17 protein-coding genes and 1 tRNA gene are annotated in these 19696 nt (G+C 38.9%); 5 read left to right on the plus strand and 13 right to left on the minus strand.

Going from position 1 to position 19696, the window contains the following annotated elements; all coding sequences use genetic code 11:
* Positions 1 to 571: 571 nt before the first annotated feature.
* Complete coding sequence (locus AC0L7Q_RS13875; RefSeq protein WP_409423996.1) at positions 572 to 1633, plus strand: DUF6765 family protein; 1062 nt, start codon at positions 572 to 574, stop codon at positions 1631 to 1633.
* A gap of 602 nt (positions 1634 to 2235) precedes the next feature.
* Here AC0L7Q_RS13875 and AC0L7Q_RS13880 read toward each other — a convergent pair.
* From AC0L7Q_RS13880 to AC0L7Q_RS13905, 6 genes are all read right to left on the minus strand, one after another.
* Positions 2236 to 2586, minus strand: a complete 351-nt coding sequence (locus tag AC0L7Q_RS13880; RefSeq protein WP_409423997.1) for a hypothetical protein — start codon at positions 2584 to 2586, stop codon at positions 2236 to 2238.
* Positions 2583 to 4070, minus strand: a complete 1488-nt coding sequence (locus tag AC0L7Q_RS13885) for a UvrD-helicase domain-containing protein (protein WP_409425595.1) — start codon at positions 4068 to 4070, stop codon at positions 2583 to 2585. The genes AC0L7Q_RS13880 and AC0L7Q_RS13885 overlap by 4 nt, the downstream gene beginning before the upstream one ends.
* 22 nt (positions 4071 to 4092) lie before the next feature.
* The gene (locus AC0L7Q_RS13890; RefSeq protein WP_409423998.1) at positions 4093 to 6159 is read right to left on the minus strand and encodes an ATP-dependent nuclease; all 2067 of its coding nucleotides are present in this window, start codon (positions 6157 to 6159) and stop codon (positions 4093 to 4095) included.
* Between the two features lie 266 nt (positions 6160 to 6425).
* Positions 6426 to 6502, minus strand: a tRNA-Ile gene (locus AC0L7Q_RS13895).
* Between the two features lie 277 nt (positions 6503 to 6779).
* Complete coding sequence (locus AC0L7Q_RS13900) at positions 6780 to 6938, minus strand: YqaE/Pmp3 family membrane protein (protein ID WP_008466367.1); 159 nt, start codon at positions 6936 to 6938, stop codon at positions 6780 to 6782.
* Between the two features lie 65 nt (positions 6939 to 7003).
* Entirely contained in the window at positions 7004 to 7573 is a 570-nt protein-coding gene (locus AC0L7Q_RS13905; protein ID WP_008466365.1) for a BON domain-containing protein, read from the minus strand.
* A gap of 313 nt (positions 7574 to 7886) precedes the next feature.
* On the opposite strand from AC0L7Q_RS13905, the gene AC0L7Q_RS13910 reads away from it, so the two are divergent.
* On the plus strand, positions 7887 to 8552 hold the full coding sequence (locus tag AC0L7Q_RS13910) for a LiaF domain-containing protein (protein ID WP_413400849.1): 666 nt from the start codon (positions 7887 to 7889) through the stop codon (positions 8550 to 8552).
* A gap of 46 nt (positions 8553 to 8598) precedes the next feature.
* Here AC0L7Q_RS13910 and AC0L7Q_RS13915 read toward each other — a convergent pair whose 3' ends face one another.
* Positions 8599 to 9015 (minus strand): VOC family protein, encoded by a 417-nt coding sequence (locus tag AC0L7Q_RS13915; protein WP_413400850.1) that lies wholly within the window; start codon positions 9013 to 9015, stop codon positions 8599 to 8601.
* Between the two features lie 236 nt (positions 9016 to 9251).
* On the opposite strand from AC0L7Q_RS13915, the gene suhB reads away from it, so the two are divergent.
* Positions 9252 to 10055, plus strand: coding sequence for an inositol-1-monophosphatase (gene suhB, locus AC0L7Q_RS13920; RefSeq protein WP_054202669.1), 804 nt, complete (start codon positions 9252 to 9254; stop codon positions 10053 to 10055).
* Between the two features lie 49 nt (positions 10056 to 10104).
* Here the strand turns inward: suhB and AC0L7Q_RS13925 are convergent, their stop codons facing one another.
* A complete protein-coding gene (locus AC0L7Q_RS13925; protein WP_413400851.1) occupies positions 10105 to 11892 on the minus strand; it encodes a GGDEF domain-containing protein in 1788 nt (595 codons plus the stop codon).
* A gap of 145 nt (positions 11893 to 12037) precedes the next feature.
* Here AC0L7Q_RS13925 and AC0L7Q_RS13930 point away from each other — a divergent pair, with 145 nt between their 5' ends.
* Positions 12038 to 12538 carry a transposase gene (locus AC0L7Q_RS13930; protein ID WP_409424004.1) on the plus strand — a complete coding sequence of 167 codons (501 nt, stop codon included), beginning with the start codon at positions 12038 to 12040 and terminating at the stop codon, positions 12536 to 12538.
* Positions 12535 to 13380 (plus strand): IS3 family transposase, encoded by an 846-nt coding sequence (locus AC0L7Q_RS13935; protein ID WP_409425547.1) that lies wholly within the window; start codon positions 12535 to 12537, stop codon positions 13378 to 13380. Before AC0L7Q_RS13930 ends, AC0L7Q_RS13935 begins: the two co-directional genes overlap by 4 nt.
* Before the next feature lie 68 nt (positions 13381 to 13448).
* On the opposite strand, the gene secF is transcribed toward AC0L7Q_RS13935, so the two are convergent.
* The 5 genes from secF to queA all read right to left on the minus strand — a co-directional run bounded on the left by secF (position 13449) and on the right by queA (position 18945).
* On the minus strand, positions 13449 to 14396 hold the full coding sequence (secF, locus tag AC0L7Q_RS13940; protein WP_413400852.1) for a protein translocase subunit SecF: 948 nt from the start codon (positions 14394 to 14396) through the stop codon (positions 13449 to 13451).
* 9 nt (positions 14397 to 14405) lie between these two features.
* Positions 14406 to 16265, minus strand: coding sequence for a protein translocase subunit SecD (gene secD, locus AC0L7Q_RS13945; RefSeq protein WP_413400853.1), 1860 nt, complete (start codon positions 16263 to 16265; stop codon positions 14406 to 14408).
* Between the two features lie 19 nt (positions 16266 to 16284).
* A complete protein-coding gene (yajC, locus tag AC0L7Q_RS13950) occupies positions 16285 to 16620 on the minus strand; it encodes a preprotein translocase subunit YajC (protein ID WP_413400854.1) in 336 nt (111 codons plus the stop codon).
* 26 nt (positions 16621 to 16646) lie between these two features.
* The gene (gene tgt, locus AC0L7Q_RS13955) at positions 16647 to 17774 is read right to left on the minus strand and encodes a tRNA guanosine(34) transglycosylase Tgt (protein ID WP_054202633.1); all 1128 of its coding nucleotides are present in this window, start codon (positions 17772 to 17774) and stop codon (positions 16647 to 16649) included.
* Between the two features lie 139 nt (positions 17775 to 17913).
* Positions 17914 to 18945 (minus strand): tRNA preQ1(34) S-adenosylmethionine ribosyltransferase-isomerase QueA, encoded by a 1032-nt coding sequence (queA, locus tag AC0L7Q_RS13960; RefSeq protein ID WP_413400855.1) that lies wholly within the window; start codon positions 18943 to 18945, stop codon positions 17914 to 17916.
* Positions 18946 to 19696 lie beyond the last annotated feature (751 nt).

Consider the following 19696-nt stretch of genomic DNA (forward strand, 5'->3'; position numbering starts at 1 on the left):
TAAAACCCCATAACACTTTAATAGTAGATTCAACTGTGTTTATTGCAATGTATTCAATAGAATTAATACAGAAATCAGTGCACTGGTAAGAAAATACAGTTAGCCAACTTTAGCGGCTGTTTTCAAAGTTAATTATCCTCAGATAGAAGTACTTAAGCCGCTTGCTTAGAACTTTTTGTAGGTTCACGTCTAATTATTGCTTAGATCAAAAACTGGTAATCTTGATGCATTTTTTTATTTAAAAATAGCGCGGCAATTTCAGTTAGTAAATATCCACTTGAAAATGGCGGAAAAATCAGAGCGGAAGAAACTTAAATCAAAGCTAAGTTATTCCAAAGCTTTTTAAACTTAGCGTTTTAATGGCTATGAACCTTGCTATTTAACCTGCTAAGTATAAAGAAGCGTAGTATTCTGAGCTAGAAACTGTCTAATGAAAAAAGGGAAGTCCAACTTTTCCGATAAAGAGATTGTCTAGATAAATTCAATGGAACACATTTAGCTACTTAACCTATAATAAATTTTGTGTTTTACTAAATAGATGGATAAAAAAACAACAAATAAGGATTGTAAAATGCAAATTGATTTACACCACGGTATGACATGGGTTATAGCAAGAGCTGCTGGATTTTCGGTAGAAGAAGCTACTATTATTGCTCACGCCTCTCAATATGTGGATGATGCAACAAACTATGGTCATATAGAGTTCAGTAACGGCGCTGCGTATGAACGTATAGCTACAGCTCATAAAATGTTAGATTATAAAAACCTAGACAGCTTGAAGAATATGAAAGTCTGGGTACCATTCCATTTTCTTCCTGGCAACGGTGGCCTACCTGCTGGTCAAAACCCATCTGGAACATTCATTAAAAAGCTGGTGTGTAAACCTGGTTCTTATATTGCTAAAGATATGATTGATGAATGTATTGCAGAAAAAAATCGACCTTATGGTTTACATCGATTAGGTATTACCTCTCATGTTTTTATTGATACTTGGGGGCATCAAGGCTTTGCAGGAGTCAATCATGATGTTAATAAAGTTGAAAATATTTTAGATCGGAATGGACACCCAGAGCTTGAGCTTATGGAACGAGTTTCAGGTTTCTTTTCTAATATTTTTCAAGATGATATACCTAGCCTAGGCCATGGCCAAGCACTTTCTAATCCAGATCTCCCCCATCAAGAGTGGAGCTATACCAATGGATTAGGGGAAGAGGTAGTGAGAAATAATACTGTAGACTTCTTAATAGCTGCAAATGAGTTATGTAAAGCCTATCAAAGGTACTTAGATATTGAAGAAAATGGACTACCTGATGAGTTAGAACTTAAAATATCTGAGTGCTTTACAGAGTTTGATATGAACGATGGCGAAGCTCGCCACGAGCTATGGCTAAAAGCAATTGAAAACGATAGATTTAACTTAGGTGCATATACCCTTGATTATATAGCTAAAGGAGAAGGTTCATGGAAACATCAAGCTTTAGGGACCACTCTAGCTAATGGTGATGAAGACAAATATGAATTCACTGCCGACTTCATGACATCAAACTGGAAGTATTTTCATGATGCAGCAAAAAAGCATAAATTAACAATTATCGATGATATTTTACCTCAATACGGGATTTGTGTAGGTTAATTTAGAAGCTTTGGGTAGCTTAGGAGCAAAACCTACTACCCTTAATTAACTAATTATATAAAAGATAAATGCTACTAAAGGGATGAATGGCCTCACCTCAACTTTTTTGTATAGTTCTAAAAGTAGCATTACTCCGGAAATTAGGCCTTTCAATTTTACGGTTGGATAATAGTTCTCAAGGCATCATGAGCAGCGGCCTTGAGATAGGCGACTCTGTGAGTCGTCCCTATCTCTTCGAGTAGGTACGACTAGACTACAATTGATTTTCAGAAAAACCTCATAAAAATAAGGGGGTTTTCTGGATCAATATTTAGAAAGCTCAGGTATAGTTAAAATCATTAGCTGCACACTAGTTCCGTCGACTCTACAGACGACCTCTACCTAGGTGGCCGTAGGCTTAATGGTACAATCGGGCGTTGCCCAAGAGGTGAGTAATCCACATAGATGTTTTTAGGGTTTTTAACATCTTCCATCTCTAAGGATAGTCGTATCTCGATTGGTACGCTGCTATAGTTTTGACTATAAACGTCACAAGTGTGCAGCTACTTTCATGGAAATATGACAAAGAAGATTCCTTAGCAAGAAACAATAGATCAAAGCTATTAATCTATGAAAATACTAATCTGATCTTCAAGAAAAACCCCTTCTTCTATCATCTCTTGTTTGGTATCTGTAGGTGAGTTAGTAAAGAAAACCACTTTCAAATTTAACTCAGCTCTGGAAAAGCAAACGTAAGCAAGCTTATATGTTCTAGAAAGCTGCCCCTCAGTACCTGAACCACTAACTTTAGGTGATAACATTTTAGTAAAACTATATTGATTCCATGCAGCTTCAACATCATCAAATACAGTTATTATATTAGGGTACTCCTCACCTTTGACACCATGCTGGGTACTGTAGGCCGTGTTGTCATTAATAAAGTGAAAATAATTGATAAGTTCTCTGGTTTTCATTGAAAAAAGTTATCAGCTAACCAATTCCCTTTCTCTCTCTGGTGAAGCTCTTCATCATACTCTATGTCTAGAGGCCATCTATCAAGAGCTTCAAAAAGATGTTCTGACGCTCTTAGCAAATCTGAAGTCAAAGCAAACTTAAGTATTTCTCCGATTGTTTTTTCTTCCCACATGGTATTTAAAGATTCTATAGAATCTTTAGCAAACTCAATCATTTTTTTTATGGATTTTGAGTTATTACTCCCTTCAGGATCAAAAGCGGGACTATGCTGCCTTAAAATTGATAGTGCCTTAACAGCATTGCCTGCTCTATATAACTCGAGTACAGGTATCATTACTTGAGTGAAAGGCCTTAGAAGATAGTGCTCTCCTGATTCATAAGCATCTTGTGCATACGTAGAAGCAAACTCTCCAGTAAAAAGCTTATGAAGTCTTTCAAAACCTTGCCTCCTAGCAATCATTTGTCTAACTAGGAATAAATGCTTTACGTCATCTTTATCTTGCCAACCAAATTCTTTAAGAATCTCCTCATATTTTTTAGCGACTTTATCAAGCTGCTCATCACTGTACCTATTCCTAGGGCCATCAGGCCTCTCAGACTGAATGAGATATAAGTGAACACTCCCCTTAACGTTTGCGTTTGAACCACTAGGGACTTGTTTAATATCAGTCCTGTATCGATTCAACAAATGGATTACTTCTGTCGAGCATCTATAGTTTTCTTGCTTCTTAATTACTGTTGAGCCTTGCGGACCATTAAAGCTCCCAATACCACGATCATAAATTTGCTGTACAGGATCTCCAAAATAACCAATCACAGGTAAACCTTCTGAAGAACAAACAGCATTTAAAGCAACCACTATTTCTTCAAAAGTATCCTGTGCTTCATCTATAAAAATATAGGGATATCTTTGGCCTATAATTTTCTGAAACAAAATATTGTTTTTGATCAAATATCCTGCGGCTTTGATAATATCATCATGACTTAATTCCCCTTCGAGATAATTACTAAAAGCTGAGAGACTGTCATATTTAAATATTTTCACCGAATCAATGTGTTCAAGAACATTTTCATATTTTTGAATTTTAGCGCGCGCTGAAATAGCTGATTTCGTGTCTTTACCGGTATCTTTCGCTCTCTGCTTTTCAAGCTCTGCTGGTATTATAAATTCGACTAAGCATGCTTTGATACTACTAGTAAAACGTTTTATTTGAGACCACAAAAAGCTGTGTAAAGTAGAAACCTCAAAAATTTCATCCCAGCCTAGCCGCTCAGATATCACATCCACAGCCCTGTTTGTGAAAGTTATACAAGCAATTTGCTGACTCTCTCTTCTTAACATTGCACCATACTTTTCTCGAACATAATCGAGAGTTAAAACAAGTGATGTTGTTTTTCCTGAGCCAGCCCCTGCAATTACAGAAAAACTATTACAACTATCAATACATTTTCGAATACAATGATCTGCTTCTGTTGGAACTATTTTTTTTGTTGTAAGTCAAGCATTATTCAATTTCCTCATTAATAGGTTTTGAATTAAGCTTTCCTTCTAGCCATTGAAGTCCATCAGCGATGTATTTCGGAGTATTCCACCCACTTTCAGAAACAATAAGATTTATAGCAAACTCAGTCTTTTTGAATGACGAAGATTTAACTTCTTCGAATATCATTCTGTGATCATCTTCCGCATTACCAGTAAATTCGATTTCACTCTCTAAATCTGAGTTCCTAAATGCCGCAATATTTTCATAAATAATTGTTTCTTCTAGCGTTCGCCCATGCATAAGTACACTTTCACCATAACAGGTTGTAAGCGAAGGTCCCTGATAAGAAATAAAAGCTTGTTTTTTAGCGACAAGAACATCATCTTGAGTAAGCTCAATTAAGTCTGATATTTTGTCTTTATTAAGGAAGTACTTAATTGAAGAGTTTGATGTAACGGCACCATCAAGGTTTGCCATACAAGCTTTTCGGCTTGCTTCAGGGTCGACTGAATCAATGTCGGTTATAACTAGGTACGGTACCCCTAAGAACTCTAATAATCCGGCGAAACGACTGGCATAGGCCCCACCAACTTCTAAAGTTGTAATATAATTGCGTTCTAAAGAAGGAGCTGATTTTCTTATCATTTCTGGTAAAAGCAACTTTTCTGCTGCACCTTCAATCAAAATAGCAGCATCGGCAAAAAATAGGTCGCAATGAGTAATTCGTAAATATTTTTTTAGGAATTTAAGTACCTCAGTTTTATCAGGCATATCACCGTTAGCTGAAGGTGTATCAGGAGAAAAACTCCTCATACTGAGCACCTTTGAAGAATTTAAGATACATGCATTTACTTGATCCTGATTATCAGATAAACAACGCTTAAAATATCTAACTTTTTCAAATTCAATTTTATCAAGAATATGTGAAGAGTGAGTCGTGATACATAGCTGAGGCTCTTTTTTTTGCTCATCTTGATTTTTAGCAACATCTGAAATAATAGTCCAAACATTTGCAATAAATGTTTGTTGAACTTGGGAGTGTAAATGAACTTCCGGCTCTTCAATAAATATAAGTTGGCATAAGGGCCTGTTATTCTCTGTAGTTATCCACTGAAGGTAGAAATGACTTACTTGAATAGCAATATAAACTAGGTTTTTGAACCCTAAACCATTGTAAGCTTCTGGTAATTGATGTTGGCTTTCATTATCTATGTAAAGTAACTCTGTATTACCCTGTAAAGCTGTTTCAGGGCTTAGCGATGATACAAGACGAAGACTTCTATCATTCACAGATGGGACTCCAAGATTACCCAAGATCCCCATCAAACCCCTAAAGCTTGTTTCATAATGGTGGCTAAGGTTTTGATTGTTCTCGTCTATAACCCTATTAGCCTCCTCATTAATTTCAGGTTGTTGCAGATTATTTTTATAATATGCTCCAAAAGCACTCGAAAGCTTGTTCGATTTAGCTAACTCTTGATCATCCATATTCCTCTGAGCGTCTACAAAGTCGACTCGTAAAATTGATGAAAGGGTTTTTCTTGCTTCATCTGCATCAAGGTGGTGAATAGCATAGTCTTGGTCCGTTTCCTCCAACACAAAGTACCTTAATTGCAAATACTTTGACATATTTCCGGGTGCACTGAGATATTCTGAAAGGCTTTTTGTTCGTTCGCCTTGTTCGTTAACTGGAACTATTTCTTGATATTCTTTTTTTAGTTTTTCTTTATCAAATACAACTAGCTCAATTCTTATTCCAATATTGGTGATAAGTGTTGTTAATTGAGGTATCAAATTAATAACTCGCCCATACTCTGTATCAGGATCGATGATGAACCACATGTCCATTTTAATAGCAGGGAAAGACACAACTTCTCCCTTACCAAAATTATCTATTAAATTAATTTGAGATGAAGAAAAGTCATGTATTTTAAATTGACGAGTCTTTAAAAAGAGTTTGAATGCGGTTGTAGCTGATGTTTTTCCGCAATTATTAGGCCCAACGAAAAGGGTTTCTCTACCTTCAAAGTCTATTTCAACACTTTCAAGCCGACGAAAATTGTTAAGGCAAACTCTTTTGAGTTTCATATGTCATCCATGAACTAACGGTTTATATTAATGTTAGATTCAGATTTACATAAAAACCCAAACTTTAAAAGTAAAATAATTCAAGGCTTAGCAGGTATAGTTATTCCCACTAGTGGTTGTTGATACCTAAAGAAATCAATCAATTAATAATATTTTCAATCTTTAAGGAATATATAAGTCGTTTAATTTGCTATATTGAAAAGTAGCACAGAGGTAGCACAGGGTAATTTCTGTTAGTAGGTGTTTACTTGGGAAGCTTGTAAAAGTGGTGGCCCCTCCCAGACTCGAACTGGGGACCTAACGATTATGAGTCGTGTGCTCTAACCAACTGAGCTAAGGGGCCAACTTTGTATAACTGTAAGCAGTTAATTTTTGAAGCGTTTAGCCACAGAGCGACTAAAGCGGGTTGCAGTATAAAAAGTTTTTAGGGGCTTGTCACTAGCAAAAAGCTTTATTTTAACAATCAAGGGGCTAACTGCTCAAATAGTAGGCTTTTAGATTTATTGATGGTGACTTCGAGGAAACGAGCTCATTAAATAATAGTAGTCTGAGTAACTAATACACATACCTTACGATGGCAATTAGCAACTCAGTATTAAATGTATTACTACGATATGGCGTTATTTTTTGGCAATAATATAAATCGCATGAATTAATCCTGGGAAATAGCCGAGCAAGGTTAGCAGAATATTTAACCAAAAGTGCATCCCTAGCCCCACCTGTAAAAATACACCCAGTGGTGGTAATAAAATAGAAAAAATAATTCTGATGATATCCATAATTTAACCCTTCTAACGTTAGCAAAGCAAAAAGCCCAGCAAGGCTGGGCTTTTAGTATAGTGTATTATTCTGCAATAACAGTTAATTCATCAACTACTTTGCGAACATCTTCAGCGTTCTTAGCAATTTCCATCGCTAATTGCTTTTCAGCATCAGACTCAACTGAACCTTTAAGAGTTACTACACCATTATCGGTATCAACATCAATGTCTGTACCACCTACTTCAGAATCAAATAAGTAACGAGTTGTGATGACTGTTGTGATTTTGGCATCAGTTAAATCACTTTCCGTGTCGTTACCCATCATTTTAGAATCATGCTTCTTCATGTCGGTGTTTTTTACCACAGTCAGACTGTTTTCAACGTCAGTTACACCATCTAAGCTTAGCACGAGTTCTTCAGCAAGCTCTTTATCTACATCGCTGTTTACTTTACCTGTTAGCATTACCTTGCCGTTTTTTACGTCCGTGTTGATATCAAAGTTGTTTAGATTGGTGTTCATCAGCAGTACTGTTTCTGCCTTTCCATCAATCCAAGCATCTTTGCTTTCGTTTTCCCAGCTGCTTGCTTGAGCGCCCATTGCGGTTGTTCCTAATACTAGGGCTGCAATCATAGACTTATTAAATGTTTTCATAATCGTTCTCCATTTGATTAAAGACACTCTAACTAATGCGAACATCGGGCCAACTATTTTTACACTTAAATTTCAATGACTTAAATTAAAACTACCGATACTAACTTAAACCTACAAAGTAAACATTTACAGACCATTGCGTAAAACTTTCTCGAATAGCGAAACTTACTAAATAATTGTATATTTGGTTAATCTGTCGTTAATATAATAAAGAACGAAGAAACAAAAAACATAAAGCACTGATTTTAAATAAATTAATATTTGGTATAAGGCTTGCTTTGAAATAGCCAGCAACCTTAAAAGGATAATTTAAATGTCTGTTAAAATTGAAGACCGCCCTATCGAGCAAGTTCGTGAGCAAGTAATTGATCAACTCATTTATAATTACAGCCATGGTGTCATTTCTGTAGAAGCATTTGAAAGGCGCTTAGACGATGCAATGGCAGCGAGTAACAATAACGCGCTTATGGCACTTGTTGAAGATTTAACCTTAAATACTGACCAGCAATATAAGGCACAAAAGCACTCGCAGTTTGCACCTAACTATGGTGCGCAGCATGAGGGGAGTGAAGAGCCACTTACATTAAGAAGCATTCTTGGTTCAAGTGAACGAAGCGGCCAATGGGTAGTGCCTCAAAAAATTTATATAGAAAACTACATGGGGTCAATCAATCTTGATTTTACGGATGCTATTTTTACCCACCAACATGTCACTATTCACGTTAATTGTTACCTTGGCAGCGAAGAAATATATGTACCAGAGCACGTTAATGTAGTTTCTAAAATGTTTTGTATTTTAGGCAGTTTTGAAAATAAAACAATTTCACTCAATAAACGCCAAGGGCCAACGATTCAAATTGAAGGAAAAACTGTTTTAGGCTCTGTGGAAGTTAAAGTTAAACGCACTATTAAAGAAAAATTTATTAGCTTTGCAAATGATCTAAAAACTCAACTTGGCATGAATGGTAAACATTATTAAATATGCTAAACATTTGATGAAGCCAAAATAGTTGGCTTCATTCATATTATAAGTCGTTATTTCGCTCACTAGGTACATCACTCATGTACTCTACAAACTCAATCTCAAATCCTGCGGGATCAATGTAATAAATGTTCTTTCTAAATGGATTTACAGCGCCTTGCTTACTTATTTCAAAGCCTCCATGCTTTAAGCGCGCTATTACTGCATTTAAGTTATTGGTTACATAGGCAAAGTGTGCCAAACCAATTTGATGCCCTGATAAGTCACGGTTTTTCCCTTCACCGTGATCACTTATAGCAATATATTGATCGTTATCACCAAAATGTACCCAGCGCCTTGCTTTACCATACCAGGTTCCTTCTCCCTCACTTCTAATTGACCAATAGGGAAACGCTGCTTGGTAAAACTTAAGCATGGCGTTTATATCACTGACAACTAAATTTACGTGTTCTAATTTCATAATTTTCTTCCTGTTAATTGAATATAGAACATCATAAAACCTCAAGCTCACTTTAGGTAAAGCGCTAATTTACAAATTTATTGCTTGTTTTTATTTCGATAAATATATCGAAAGATCATACCTGTACAAAAAACACTCACAAGTATTTAGGCTTTATGGTTTACTTTATGACAAAAACCGCTAAAATACGCCGGCTTAAATATATAAACGTTCTTTTACAACCCAAAGGTAATACCATGCATCCAATGTTAAACATTGCGGTTCGCGCTGCGCGTAACGCAGGCAAACTTATTCTTCGTGCAAGTGAAGATTTATCAAAAGTTGAAGTGCAACAAAAAGGCACCAACGATTTAGTTACTAACATTGATAAAGAAGCCGAAGCCGTAATTCGTGACACTATTTTACGTTCTTACCCTGATCACTGCATCGTTGGTGAAGAGTTAGGCGAACACAAAGGTAAGGATGCTGATTACCAATGGATTGTTGACCCACTTGATGGCACAACTAACTTCATCAAGGGTATCCCTCATTTCGCAGTATCTATTGCACTTAAAGTTAAAGGTCGTTTAGACCAAGCCGTAATTTACGATCCAATTCGTGGCGAGCTTTTCACTGCTTCTCGCGGTCAAGGCGCACAGTTAAACAGCAAACGTTTACGTGTATCTAAAACGGTTGAACTTGCTGGTTCTGTTCTTGCAACAGGTTTTCCTTTCAAACAAAAACATCACTTAGATGCATACTCTGAAGCGTTTAAAGCGTTATTTGTTCACACAGCTGATATTCGTCGTGCAGGCTCTGCTTCGCTAGATATGGCGTATGTTGCAGCGGGTCGTGTTGATGGCTTCTTTGAAATTGGTTTAAAACCTTGGGATACAGCAGCAGGCGAGCTATTAGTTAAAGAAGCTGGCGGCATGATTGTTGATTTTGCTGGCGGTAATAACTACAACGTGAGCGGTAACGTAATCTGTGGTGCACCTAAGCTAACACAGGCGATTGTTCGCGAAATGCGCCCAGTATTATCTGAGTCGTTATTACGTTAATCGTAATTGCGTACTAAAAAAGGAGCCTAGGCTCCTTTTTTGCTTTTTGTTAGCCACTTTTTTTACTATTGGATAAACGTACAATAGCGGGAGCAGGCCTTCTTCGATTACATATAAATAAGTAGCTGTGACGATAACGTTTTGCTTCTTTTTTAGCATCTGTCGCTAATGCCGCTACTTGATGACTATTTTTGCACTGCTGCAGATCAGGCTCAACTAAACCTATCGATAATGTAAGTAAAGGTACAAACTGCTTTTCGCCCTCTCGATTAGTTGCCCAATACCCTTTTCCAGCAATATGCTCTGGCGTAAAAAACACGCGTGACTGTAGTTCAAATTGCGTGATAATAGTATTACAAATCTCCACCGCATCTTTTTTTTCAAACACCACCATAAAGTCATCGCCGCCAATATGCCCGACAAAGTTAGCGCTGTGCGCACACGCTTTTACAGTCACATCGGCCAGAAGTTTTATTACGCTGTCACCACTGGCATAGCCATACAAATCGTTAAATTGTTTAAAGTGATTTAAATCGATATAGGCTAGTGAAAATGGCTGTTTATGTTGCAGACGCTGCTCTATTACCTCACTAATTGCCACATTACCCGGTAACATGGTCAAAGGGTTAGCATGTTGAGCGTGGCGGATTTTTTCTGCTGTAATGTGCTTTAGTATGTCTCTGAGCGGTGCCAAGCCTAAATATTTATTGTTGCAGGTGATAACAATATGGCGACGAATATCAAAGTCTTGCTCTGTTATTTGCTGGGAGACAATATCAAGCATTTGATTTTCATCAACCACCAAAGGTTGTTTATCCATTAACTCTGTGACTTCACATTTATCATAAAGTGCATGCCCATAAGGCGCGGCAAACACTTCTGTTAGCTGATCTTTGTGTAACAGTCCTATTGGCTGCTGACTGCTATTTAATACCGGTAAGCTGATTATGCTTTTGTCTTGCTCAAAAAGTGCATGAGCTTCTTTACAACGCGTATGACTACTAATAGCAGGCTGAGTAACAGCAAGCACACCTATTGCCATTGATTGCTCAAACTTTGAGGCGGCTTGGGTCGAAGTGAGCGATTGTAACTGTTTATAGTTGTAGTCATAACTTGGCTGTTGACTCGGTCTTTCTAAAAAGAACCCCTGAACATGACTTATGCCTATACTTTTAACTAAATCTAGCTCTTCGGAACGTTCAATTCCCTCTGCAATCACCGCTGTATTTGTTGCCCGTGCTAACACCAAAATTGATTTTAGAAATTCTTTTTTAACTTCGCTTTGATCGCAATGATCAATAAAGTAACGATCAATTTTTACAATATCTGGGCATAACTGCGACCATTGCTTTAGTCCTGAATAACCTGCACCGAGGTCGTCAATAGCAATCGTAAAGCCCAGCTCTCGATAATGCGCGATGGTTTTTAACAGTAAAAAACCATCATCTACCTTTTCTTGTTCAGTTACCTCAATCACCACTCGATTGGCAGCAAGACCAAACTGTTCAATTAAATGTAAGGTTTCGCCTTTAGGGTGGCTCGGATCGAGTAGAATTTTTGGGCTGACATTTAAAAACAACTTCCCTTGCAGACTGAGTTTTACAAAATTTTCAATGGCGCGAGAACGACATAAAAGCTCAAGCTCTGAAATCAATTGGTATTTATAAGCCGCTTCGAAGAGCTTATTTGGCATGGCTAACGGACCATTTTTAGGGCCACGGCTAAGCGCTTCATACCCAATAATAGATTGCTTAGCTATATCGAAAATAGGTTGGAACAAGGTTGTTATTGCTCCTTGTTGTAAAATTGATTCTAAGACTTGTCGTTGCTCTGTCACTACTAGCTCGGATAAAAATTTAATAAGAGCAATAAAATACCAACTGAGTATGACTATTATGTGACTTATCTAGGAGGCAATAAAAAACCGCTCACTATGAAGTGACCCCCAATAGTTGGACATTCCAATTACTGGGGGTCTTTTTATGTCCAAACATCACCGAGCTTTCAAGCTCAAAATAGCTGAACTCGCTTTGTCTGAAAGCTCTTCGGCGGTAAGTAACAGATTTAATGTTACAGACAGGCAGGTCCGATATTGGACCGCTATTTATCGAATTCATGGCGCTGAAAGCTTCAGGTCTGTTCACAAACCTTATTCTCTAGCATTTAAGGCTGAAGTGTTAAAAGCGATGACAGCAAACAGTTGGTCACTCGGTTATACCAGTGCTTTCTTCGATTTATCGTCCCCAGGCATTCTTTTTCAATGGCAAAAGCTTTATGCTCGTGATGGTATATCACGTCTTAAACCACAGAGAAAAGGTAAGCCATTCATGACAAATAATTCTTCTTCATCAAAACTAGTAGAGCAAATGACTGAGGAGGAGTTACGAGAAGAACTAGCATACTTACGAGCTGAGAATGATGTGCTAAAAAAGTTAGAAGCCTTGGCTCAAGCCAGAAAGAAAAAAGCAAAGACAAAACGATAGTCGTCGAAGAGTTCAAGGCAAAGCATAGCTTACGACACCTTTTAAAGGCTACAGGGCTGCCAAAGAGTGTTTACTATTATCATCGCACTACTTGTAAGCAACCCTGTGCAAGCAATGATTTACTGGTAAAAATACGTGATATTTATCACGCGCATAAAGGGCGATATGGCTATCGCAGAATTACGAGTGCCCTGAGAGCAATGGGAGTATTTGTTAATCATAAGCGCGTTCAACGGTTGATGAATGAGTTAGGACTCAAGTCAAAAGTAAGGCCTAAGCGCTATAAATCCTATAAAGGTGAAGTGGGTAAAATCGCAGAAAATACGCTTAACCGCGAGTTTACTGCGCAGAAGCCAAATCAAAAATGGGTGACGGATGTGACGGAGTTTAAAGTGGATAATGAGAAGGTATATCTATCGCCTATGATTGACCTATTCAACCAAGAGGTAATCAGTTACGAAGTCAGAAAATCCGTTGCACTCCCTTTGGTAACTGACATGCTTAAAACAGCAACTGCTAGGTTGAAGCCAAATGAAAAGCCAGTTGTACACTCAGATCAAGGGTGGCAATATCAAAACAAACAATATCAAAATCACCTTAAGGAAAAAGGATTGCAACAAAGTATGTCTAGAAAAGGAAATTGTTTAGATAATGCGGTTGCTGAGAACTTCTTCGGCATATTGAAGAGCGAGATGTACCACAACGAAACGTTTAAAGACGTGAATGATCTTATTGAAAACATTAAAGAATATATCCACTATTACAACAATGAGCGTATTAAACTGAAACTAAAAGGCCTGAGTCCGATACAGTATCGAAATCAGGCCTTGGCAGCCGCTTAGAAATGAGTCCAACTTTATGGGGTCACTTCACTAGGAGCGGTTTTGTTTTAAAAATAGTTTAATCTCAATTAAGGCATTGGATCTAAATCAGCGCCTTCTTTTTCAATCACTTCTGGTATTAAATCTTCTTTACTTACGCCCATGGCAATAGCCACCGAGCTGGCAACGTAAACTGAAGAGTAAGTACCAATAAACACACCAAATAGTAGTGCAGTAGCAAAGCCATGAATGGTTTGACCGCCCCATACAAATAACGCAATCAGTACTAAAATAGTCGTGATTGAGGTTACTAAGGTACGGTTAAGTGTTTGCGTAAGCGAGATATCAATAATTTCAATCGTGTCGTCAATACGCACTTTGCGGAAGTTTTCACGAATACGGTCTGATACAACAATGGTATCGTTTAGTGAATAACCTATCACGGCAAGTATTGCTGCCAAAATAGTTAAGTCAAACTCTAAACCAAGCACCGAGAATAAACCAATCGTAATGATTACATCGTGTAAAAGCGCGCCAACTGCGCCCACAGCAAAACGCCATTCAAAGCGAAACGCCACATAAATTAAGATACAAATAAGTGCAGTTAACATGGCAAGGCCACCCTGCTCTTTTAAGTCTTCACCTACGCTTGGGCCTACAAACTCAATACGGCGCATTACTACGCTATCATCGGCTTGTTTAAGTGCTGCAATTACTTGGTTACCAATCACTTCTGCTTTTACATCATCACCACGAGGGGCTAAGCGAACCAGTATTTCTTGGCTTGAGCCAAAAAGCTGTACCGATGCATCAGCAAAATCATTTTCAGCTAGTACATTACGTACTTTTTTCAGATCGGCTGGTTGCGAAAAACCCACCTCAACCGCTGTACCGCCGGTAAAATCTAAGCCGAAATTTAAGCCTTTAACAAAAAGTGACGTCAGCGACGCTATAATTAATAGCGTAGAAAAGCCCATTGCCACTTTTCGAAGAGACATGAAACGAAGGGTTTTACCGCCCAATCTTAAAATTTGCATGTCTGCTCCTTAAATTGAAAGTTTATCAACACGTTTACCGCCAATAAATAGGTTGATAACCGCACGGGTACCTATAATTGCTGTAAACATAGAGGTTAAAATACCAATTGCTAGGGTTACCGCAAAACCAGCAACAGGACCGGTACCAACAGCAAACAAGATAATCGCCGCAATTAATGTGGTGATATTGGCATCAAAAATAGTACTAAAGGCGCTATCATAACCAAAATGAACCGCTTGTTGAGGGCTGCGGCCATCGGCTAGCTCTTCACGAATACGTTCAAATATAAGTACGTTCGCATCAACGGCCATACCAACTGTCAGTACAATACCAGCTATACCCGGTAAGGTAAGCGTTGCACCAGGAATTAATGACATAACACCAATAATAAGTACTAAGTTGGCAGCCAGTGCAATATTCGCAACAAGGCCAAAACCTTTGTAGTAAATAAGCATAAAGGCCAGTACAAACGCAAAGCCAAGGGCTACAGCAGTCATACCTGCTTCAATGTTTTCTTGACCTAGGCTTGGCCCAACCGTACGTTCTTCTACAATTTGAATAGGCGCAACCAATGCACCAGCACGTAGAAGTAAGCTTAAGTTATGCGCTTCAGCTGGGTTATCAATACCGGTAATACGGAATGAACGGTCAAGACGCGCTTGAATGGTTGCTACGTTAATAACTTCTTCCACTTTAATTGGCGGAAGTGCTTTACCGTCACTATCTTTTTTACCCGATGGCTTGTATTCAATAAACACGGTAGCCATACGTTTACCAATAGCACGCTTGGTGAAGGCATTCATTTTTGCCCCACCTTTACTATCGAGTTTAATGCTTACTTGTGGACGCTGGTACTCATCTGCACCTGACTGCGCGCCAGTAATATGGCTACCTTCAAGAATAATGCGTTTTTTTAGTACTACAGGATAACCATCACGGCTCATGATCATTTCAGTACCCGGTGGGATACGACCTTGAGCAGCAGCGCTTATGTCAGCATTTTCGTCAACTTCACGAAACTCAAGTGTTGCCGTAGCACCTAAAATTTCTTTAGCGCGAGCGGTATCTTGAATCCCTGGCAATTGCACAATAATACGTTCAGCACCTTGGCGCTGTACGTTTGGCTCTGCAACCCCAATTTGGTTGATTCGGTTACGAATAATAGTTTCGTTCTGCTTGATAGCATAGTCACGAATTTCTTTTAGCTTTAGCTCACTCATAGTGGCAAAGAATGCGTTATCGTTACTGCTATCATCAATGTAAACGTTTAATGGGTAACGGCTTTCTAAAAAGCGCTCTGCAGCGTCTTTATCTTCTTCGTTACGCATTTCTACACGCATACGCTCAGAGCCAGCTACACGGCGCACACTACGATAACGTAGTTTTTCTTCGCGCAGGTCGCTACGGAAATCTTGCTCCATTTGCTCTAACTGATTATCCACCGCAGTGACCATATCGATTTCCATGGTGAAATGCACACCACCACTTAAATCTAGGCCTAACTTCATAGGATTACCGCCCAACGACTTTAACCAAGCCGGTTGTGCAGGAGCCATATTAATCGCTGAAATATAATCGCTGCTAAGCGAGTTACGCAGTAAGTCTTGCGCTTTTAGTTGGTCTTCAACATTTTTAAAACGAACAAGAATTTGCCCATCTTCGAGCTTTGTCGATTTAGCGCTTACGTTATCTTTTTTGAGGATTGCGTTTACTTTGTCTACAACACTGAGGTCAACATCGGTGCCTTTAGCGCCAGAAACCTGTATGGCCGGATCGCGGCCATACAGGTTTGGTGAAGCATATAAAAGGCCAATGGCTAACACAGCTAAAACAAGTAAATACTTCCAAATTGGAAACTTGTTTAACACGGGGTCGTCCTTATTATTTTTATAGCGACTTCATTGTGCCTTTAGGCAGTACAGCAGATACTGCTGATTTTTGTACAGTTACTTCTGCTTGCTCATTTAATGAGATCACGATGAAGTCTTTGTCTTCAGCAATTTTTACGATTTTACCCACTAAACCACCTTGGGTTAGCACTTCATCGCCTTTTGCCATCGCGCTCATTAAGCTTTTATGCTCTTTTACGCGCTTTGCTTGCGGGCGGTAAATTAAAAAGTAAAAAACCAAACCAAAAATCGCTAACATAATTAGCATTTCCATACCGCCGCCTGCTGCAGGTGTACCAGCGCTTGCATGCGCGTTTGAAATAAATAAACTCATAATACTTCCTCTTCAATTTTTAAATTTTAATTTGTTGTATCAGCTAGCTCTGGCACTTCTTGGCCTCGGCGAGCGTAAAAATCGTGTACAAATGTCTCTAGTTGACCTTCGCTAATAGCATTACGCAAACCTTCCATAACACGTTGATAGTATCGTAAGTTATGGATAGTGTTTAGTCGTGCACCCAAAATTTCGTTACATTTGTCTAAATGATGCAAATAGGCGCGCGAATAATTTTTACAGGTATGGCAATCACACTCTGGATCAAGTGGACCCGTATCTGTTTTATGCACTGCGTTACGGATTTTAATGGTGCCCGTTGTAATAAATAAGTGACCATTACGTGCATTACGCGTTGGCATTACACAGTCAAACATATCAATACCACGACGAACCGACTCAACTAAGTCTTCTGGCTTGCCTACACCCATTAAATAACGTGGTTTGTTTTCTGGCATTTTATAAGCACAATGATCAAGAATATTGATCATTTCATTTTTAGGTTCACCAACCGATAAACCACCAAGCGCATAGCCATCAAAACCAATCTCTTCAAGGCCCGCTTGTGATTGTGCACGAAGCTCAGGGTACATACCGCCTTGAATAATACCAAATAATGCTGACGGGTTGTCGCCATGCCCTTCTTTTGAACGCTTAGCCCAACGCAGAGAAAGCTCCATAGAGTCTTTGGCTTCTTTTTCAGTGGCAGGATATGGCGTACATTCGTCAAATATCATCACGATATCTGAGCCGAGATCACGCTGTACTTCCATTGATTTCTCTGGCGACATCATAATTTGGTCACCATTAACTGGCGATTGGAACATCACGCCTTCTTCAGTGATTTTACGCATTGCGCCAAGGCTAAATACTTGGAAACCGCCTGAGTCAGTAAGAATTGGGAAGTCCCAGTTCATAAAATCGTGTAAATCACCGTGCTGTTTGATGATTTCAGTACCTGGGCGCAACATTAAGTGAAATGTATTACCTAAACAGATTTGTGCACCCGTTGCTTTTACTTCATCAGGTGTCATGCCTTTAACCGTGCCGTAAGTGCCTACAGGCATAAACGCTGGCGTTTCTATTACACCTCGGTCAAAAATCAAGCGGCCGCGGCGTGCTTTGCCATCGGTGCAGTCTAATTCAAATTTCATAATATCCTCTGTGTCGGAAAAACAGTCCAACAAGCTATAATTTAACCGCTTGATTCTACCCTTTTTACCACCCTATTACTATTAGCAGTGATAAATTCACTGTGCTTAGGAGTAAAATAAAAACCGATAACGCTGTAAATTATTTACGGGTCAAAAACATCGCATCGCCATAGCTAAAAAAGCGATACTGTTGTTCAATTGCAGTATTGTAGGCACCCATAATATTGTCTTGCCCTGCAAAGGCACTGACCAGCATGATTAGGGTTGATTCAGGTAAATGGAAGTTGGTGACCATGGCATCAACAACGTTAAATTGATAACCCGGAAAAATAAAAATATCGGTATCGCCAAAGTAAGTATCTAACTTGCCACCATGTATTTTTGCGGCTGACTCTAGTGATCGTACTGAAGTTGTACCTACTGCAATCACACGCCCGCCTTTGGCTTTAGTACTTGCAACCGCATCCACCACATCTTGCGGTACTTCAATATATTCAGAGTGCATGATGTGCTCATCAACACTTTCTACCCTAACTGGCTGGAATGTACCTGCACCAACATGCAAGGTAACAAACGCCATTTGTACGCCTTTGTCTTTAAGCGCAGTCATGAGTTTATCGTCAAAATGAAGGCCTGCGGTTGGTGCAGCTACGGCGCCTGGCTTTTCGCCATATACTGTTTGGTATCGCTCACGATCAGCTTCGTTATCTGGGCGATCAATGTAAGGAGGAAGCGGCATGTGGCCCACATCATTTAAAATGTCGAGCACATTTTCACTGCGGTCAAACTCAAGCTCAAATAACGTATCGTGGCGTGCCACCATAGTGGCTTTTGCTTTACCCTCTAAAATGAGCACATTGCCCGGTTTTGGCGATTTACTAGCGCGAATGTGCGCGAGCACCCGGTGCTCGTCTAATACACGCTCTACCAGCACCTCAACCTTACCCCCAGATTCTTTTTGACCAAACATACGCGCAGGTATTACTTTGGTGTTGTTAAAAACCAGTAAGTCGTTTTCGTTAACAAGTTCAAGAATGTCACTAAATATTTTATGCTCAACAGCACCACTCGGCCCGTCTAAGCTCAATAAACGGCTACTGGTTCTGTCTGCTTTAGGAAAACGAGCAATTAATTCATCAGGTAAGTCAAAGCTAAAATCAGCTACGCGCATTGTTAGAATTCCACATCATTTAAAATCGCGCCAAGTGTATACCCAAACCACCTCAAAATGCGAGTGTCGTCGGAATTAAAAGCGATTTAGGCAAGGCATTGATTGCAAATAATAGTGGTTCTATTATTAATATCAATAACGCAGTATAAATCGCTTTTAAGCCAACCCGTGGGCGTTTCACAGGGGCATACTCTCATCGTTGCTACTTCTTGAAAGGGACTACCATTACTGCAAAGTATCGCCTTGATATTAAGCCCCTGTGAAGCGCTGAATTCTGCATTTTGAGGTGGTTTGGGTATATTTAAACCACCTCAAAATACGAGTGTCGTCGGAATTAAAAGCGATTTAGGCAAGGCATTGATGGCAAATAATAGTGGTTCTATTATTAATATCAATAACACAGTATAAATCGCTTTTAAGCCAACCCGTGGGCGTTTCACAGGGGCATACTCTCATCGTTGCTACATTCTTGAAAGGGATAACCATTACGGCAAAGTATCGCCTTGATATTAAGCCCCTGTGAAGCGCTGAATTCTGCATTTTGAGGTGGTTTGGGTATTTGGCTATTACTAATGAAGCTCAAGATAACCCCTATATTCTCCCTAAATACTATTACTAATGATGCTCAAGATAACCCTTATATTCTCCCTAATTAGCTATCAATGAACTACATTTAAAATAGCGGTTAAATACGCTTGTTCTTATGGCTAAATATCATTATTCTTACTAATTGAATTATTATCTGCATTTC

It is taken from the genome of Pseudoalteromonas sp. KJ63-1 (assembly GCF_055808145.1).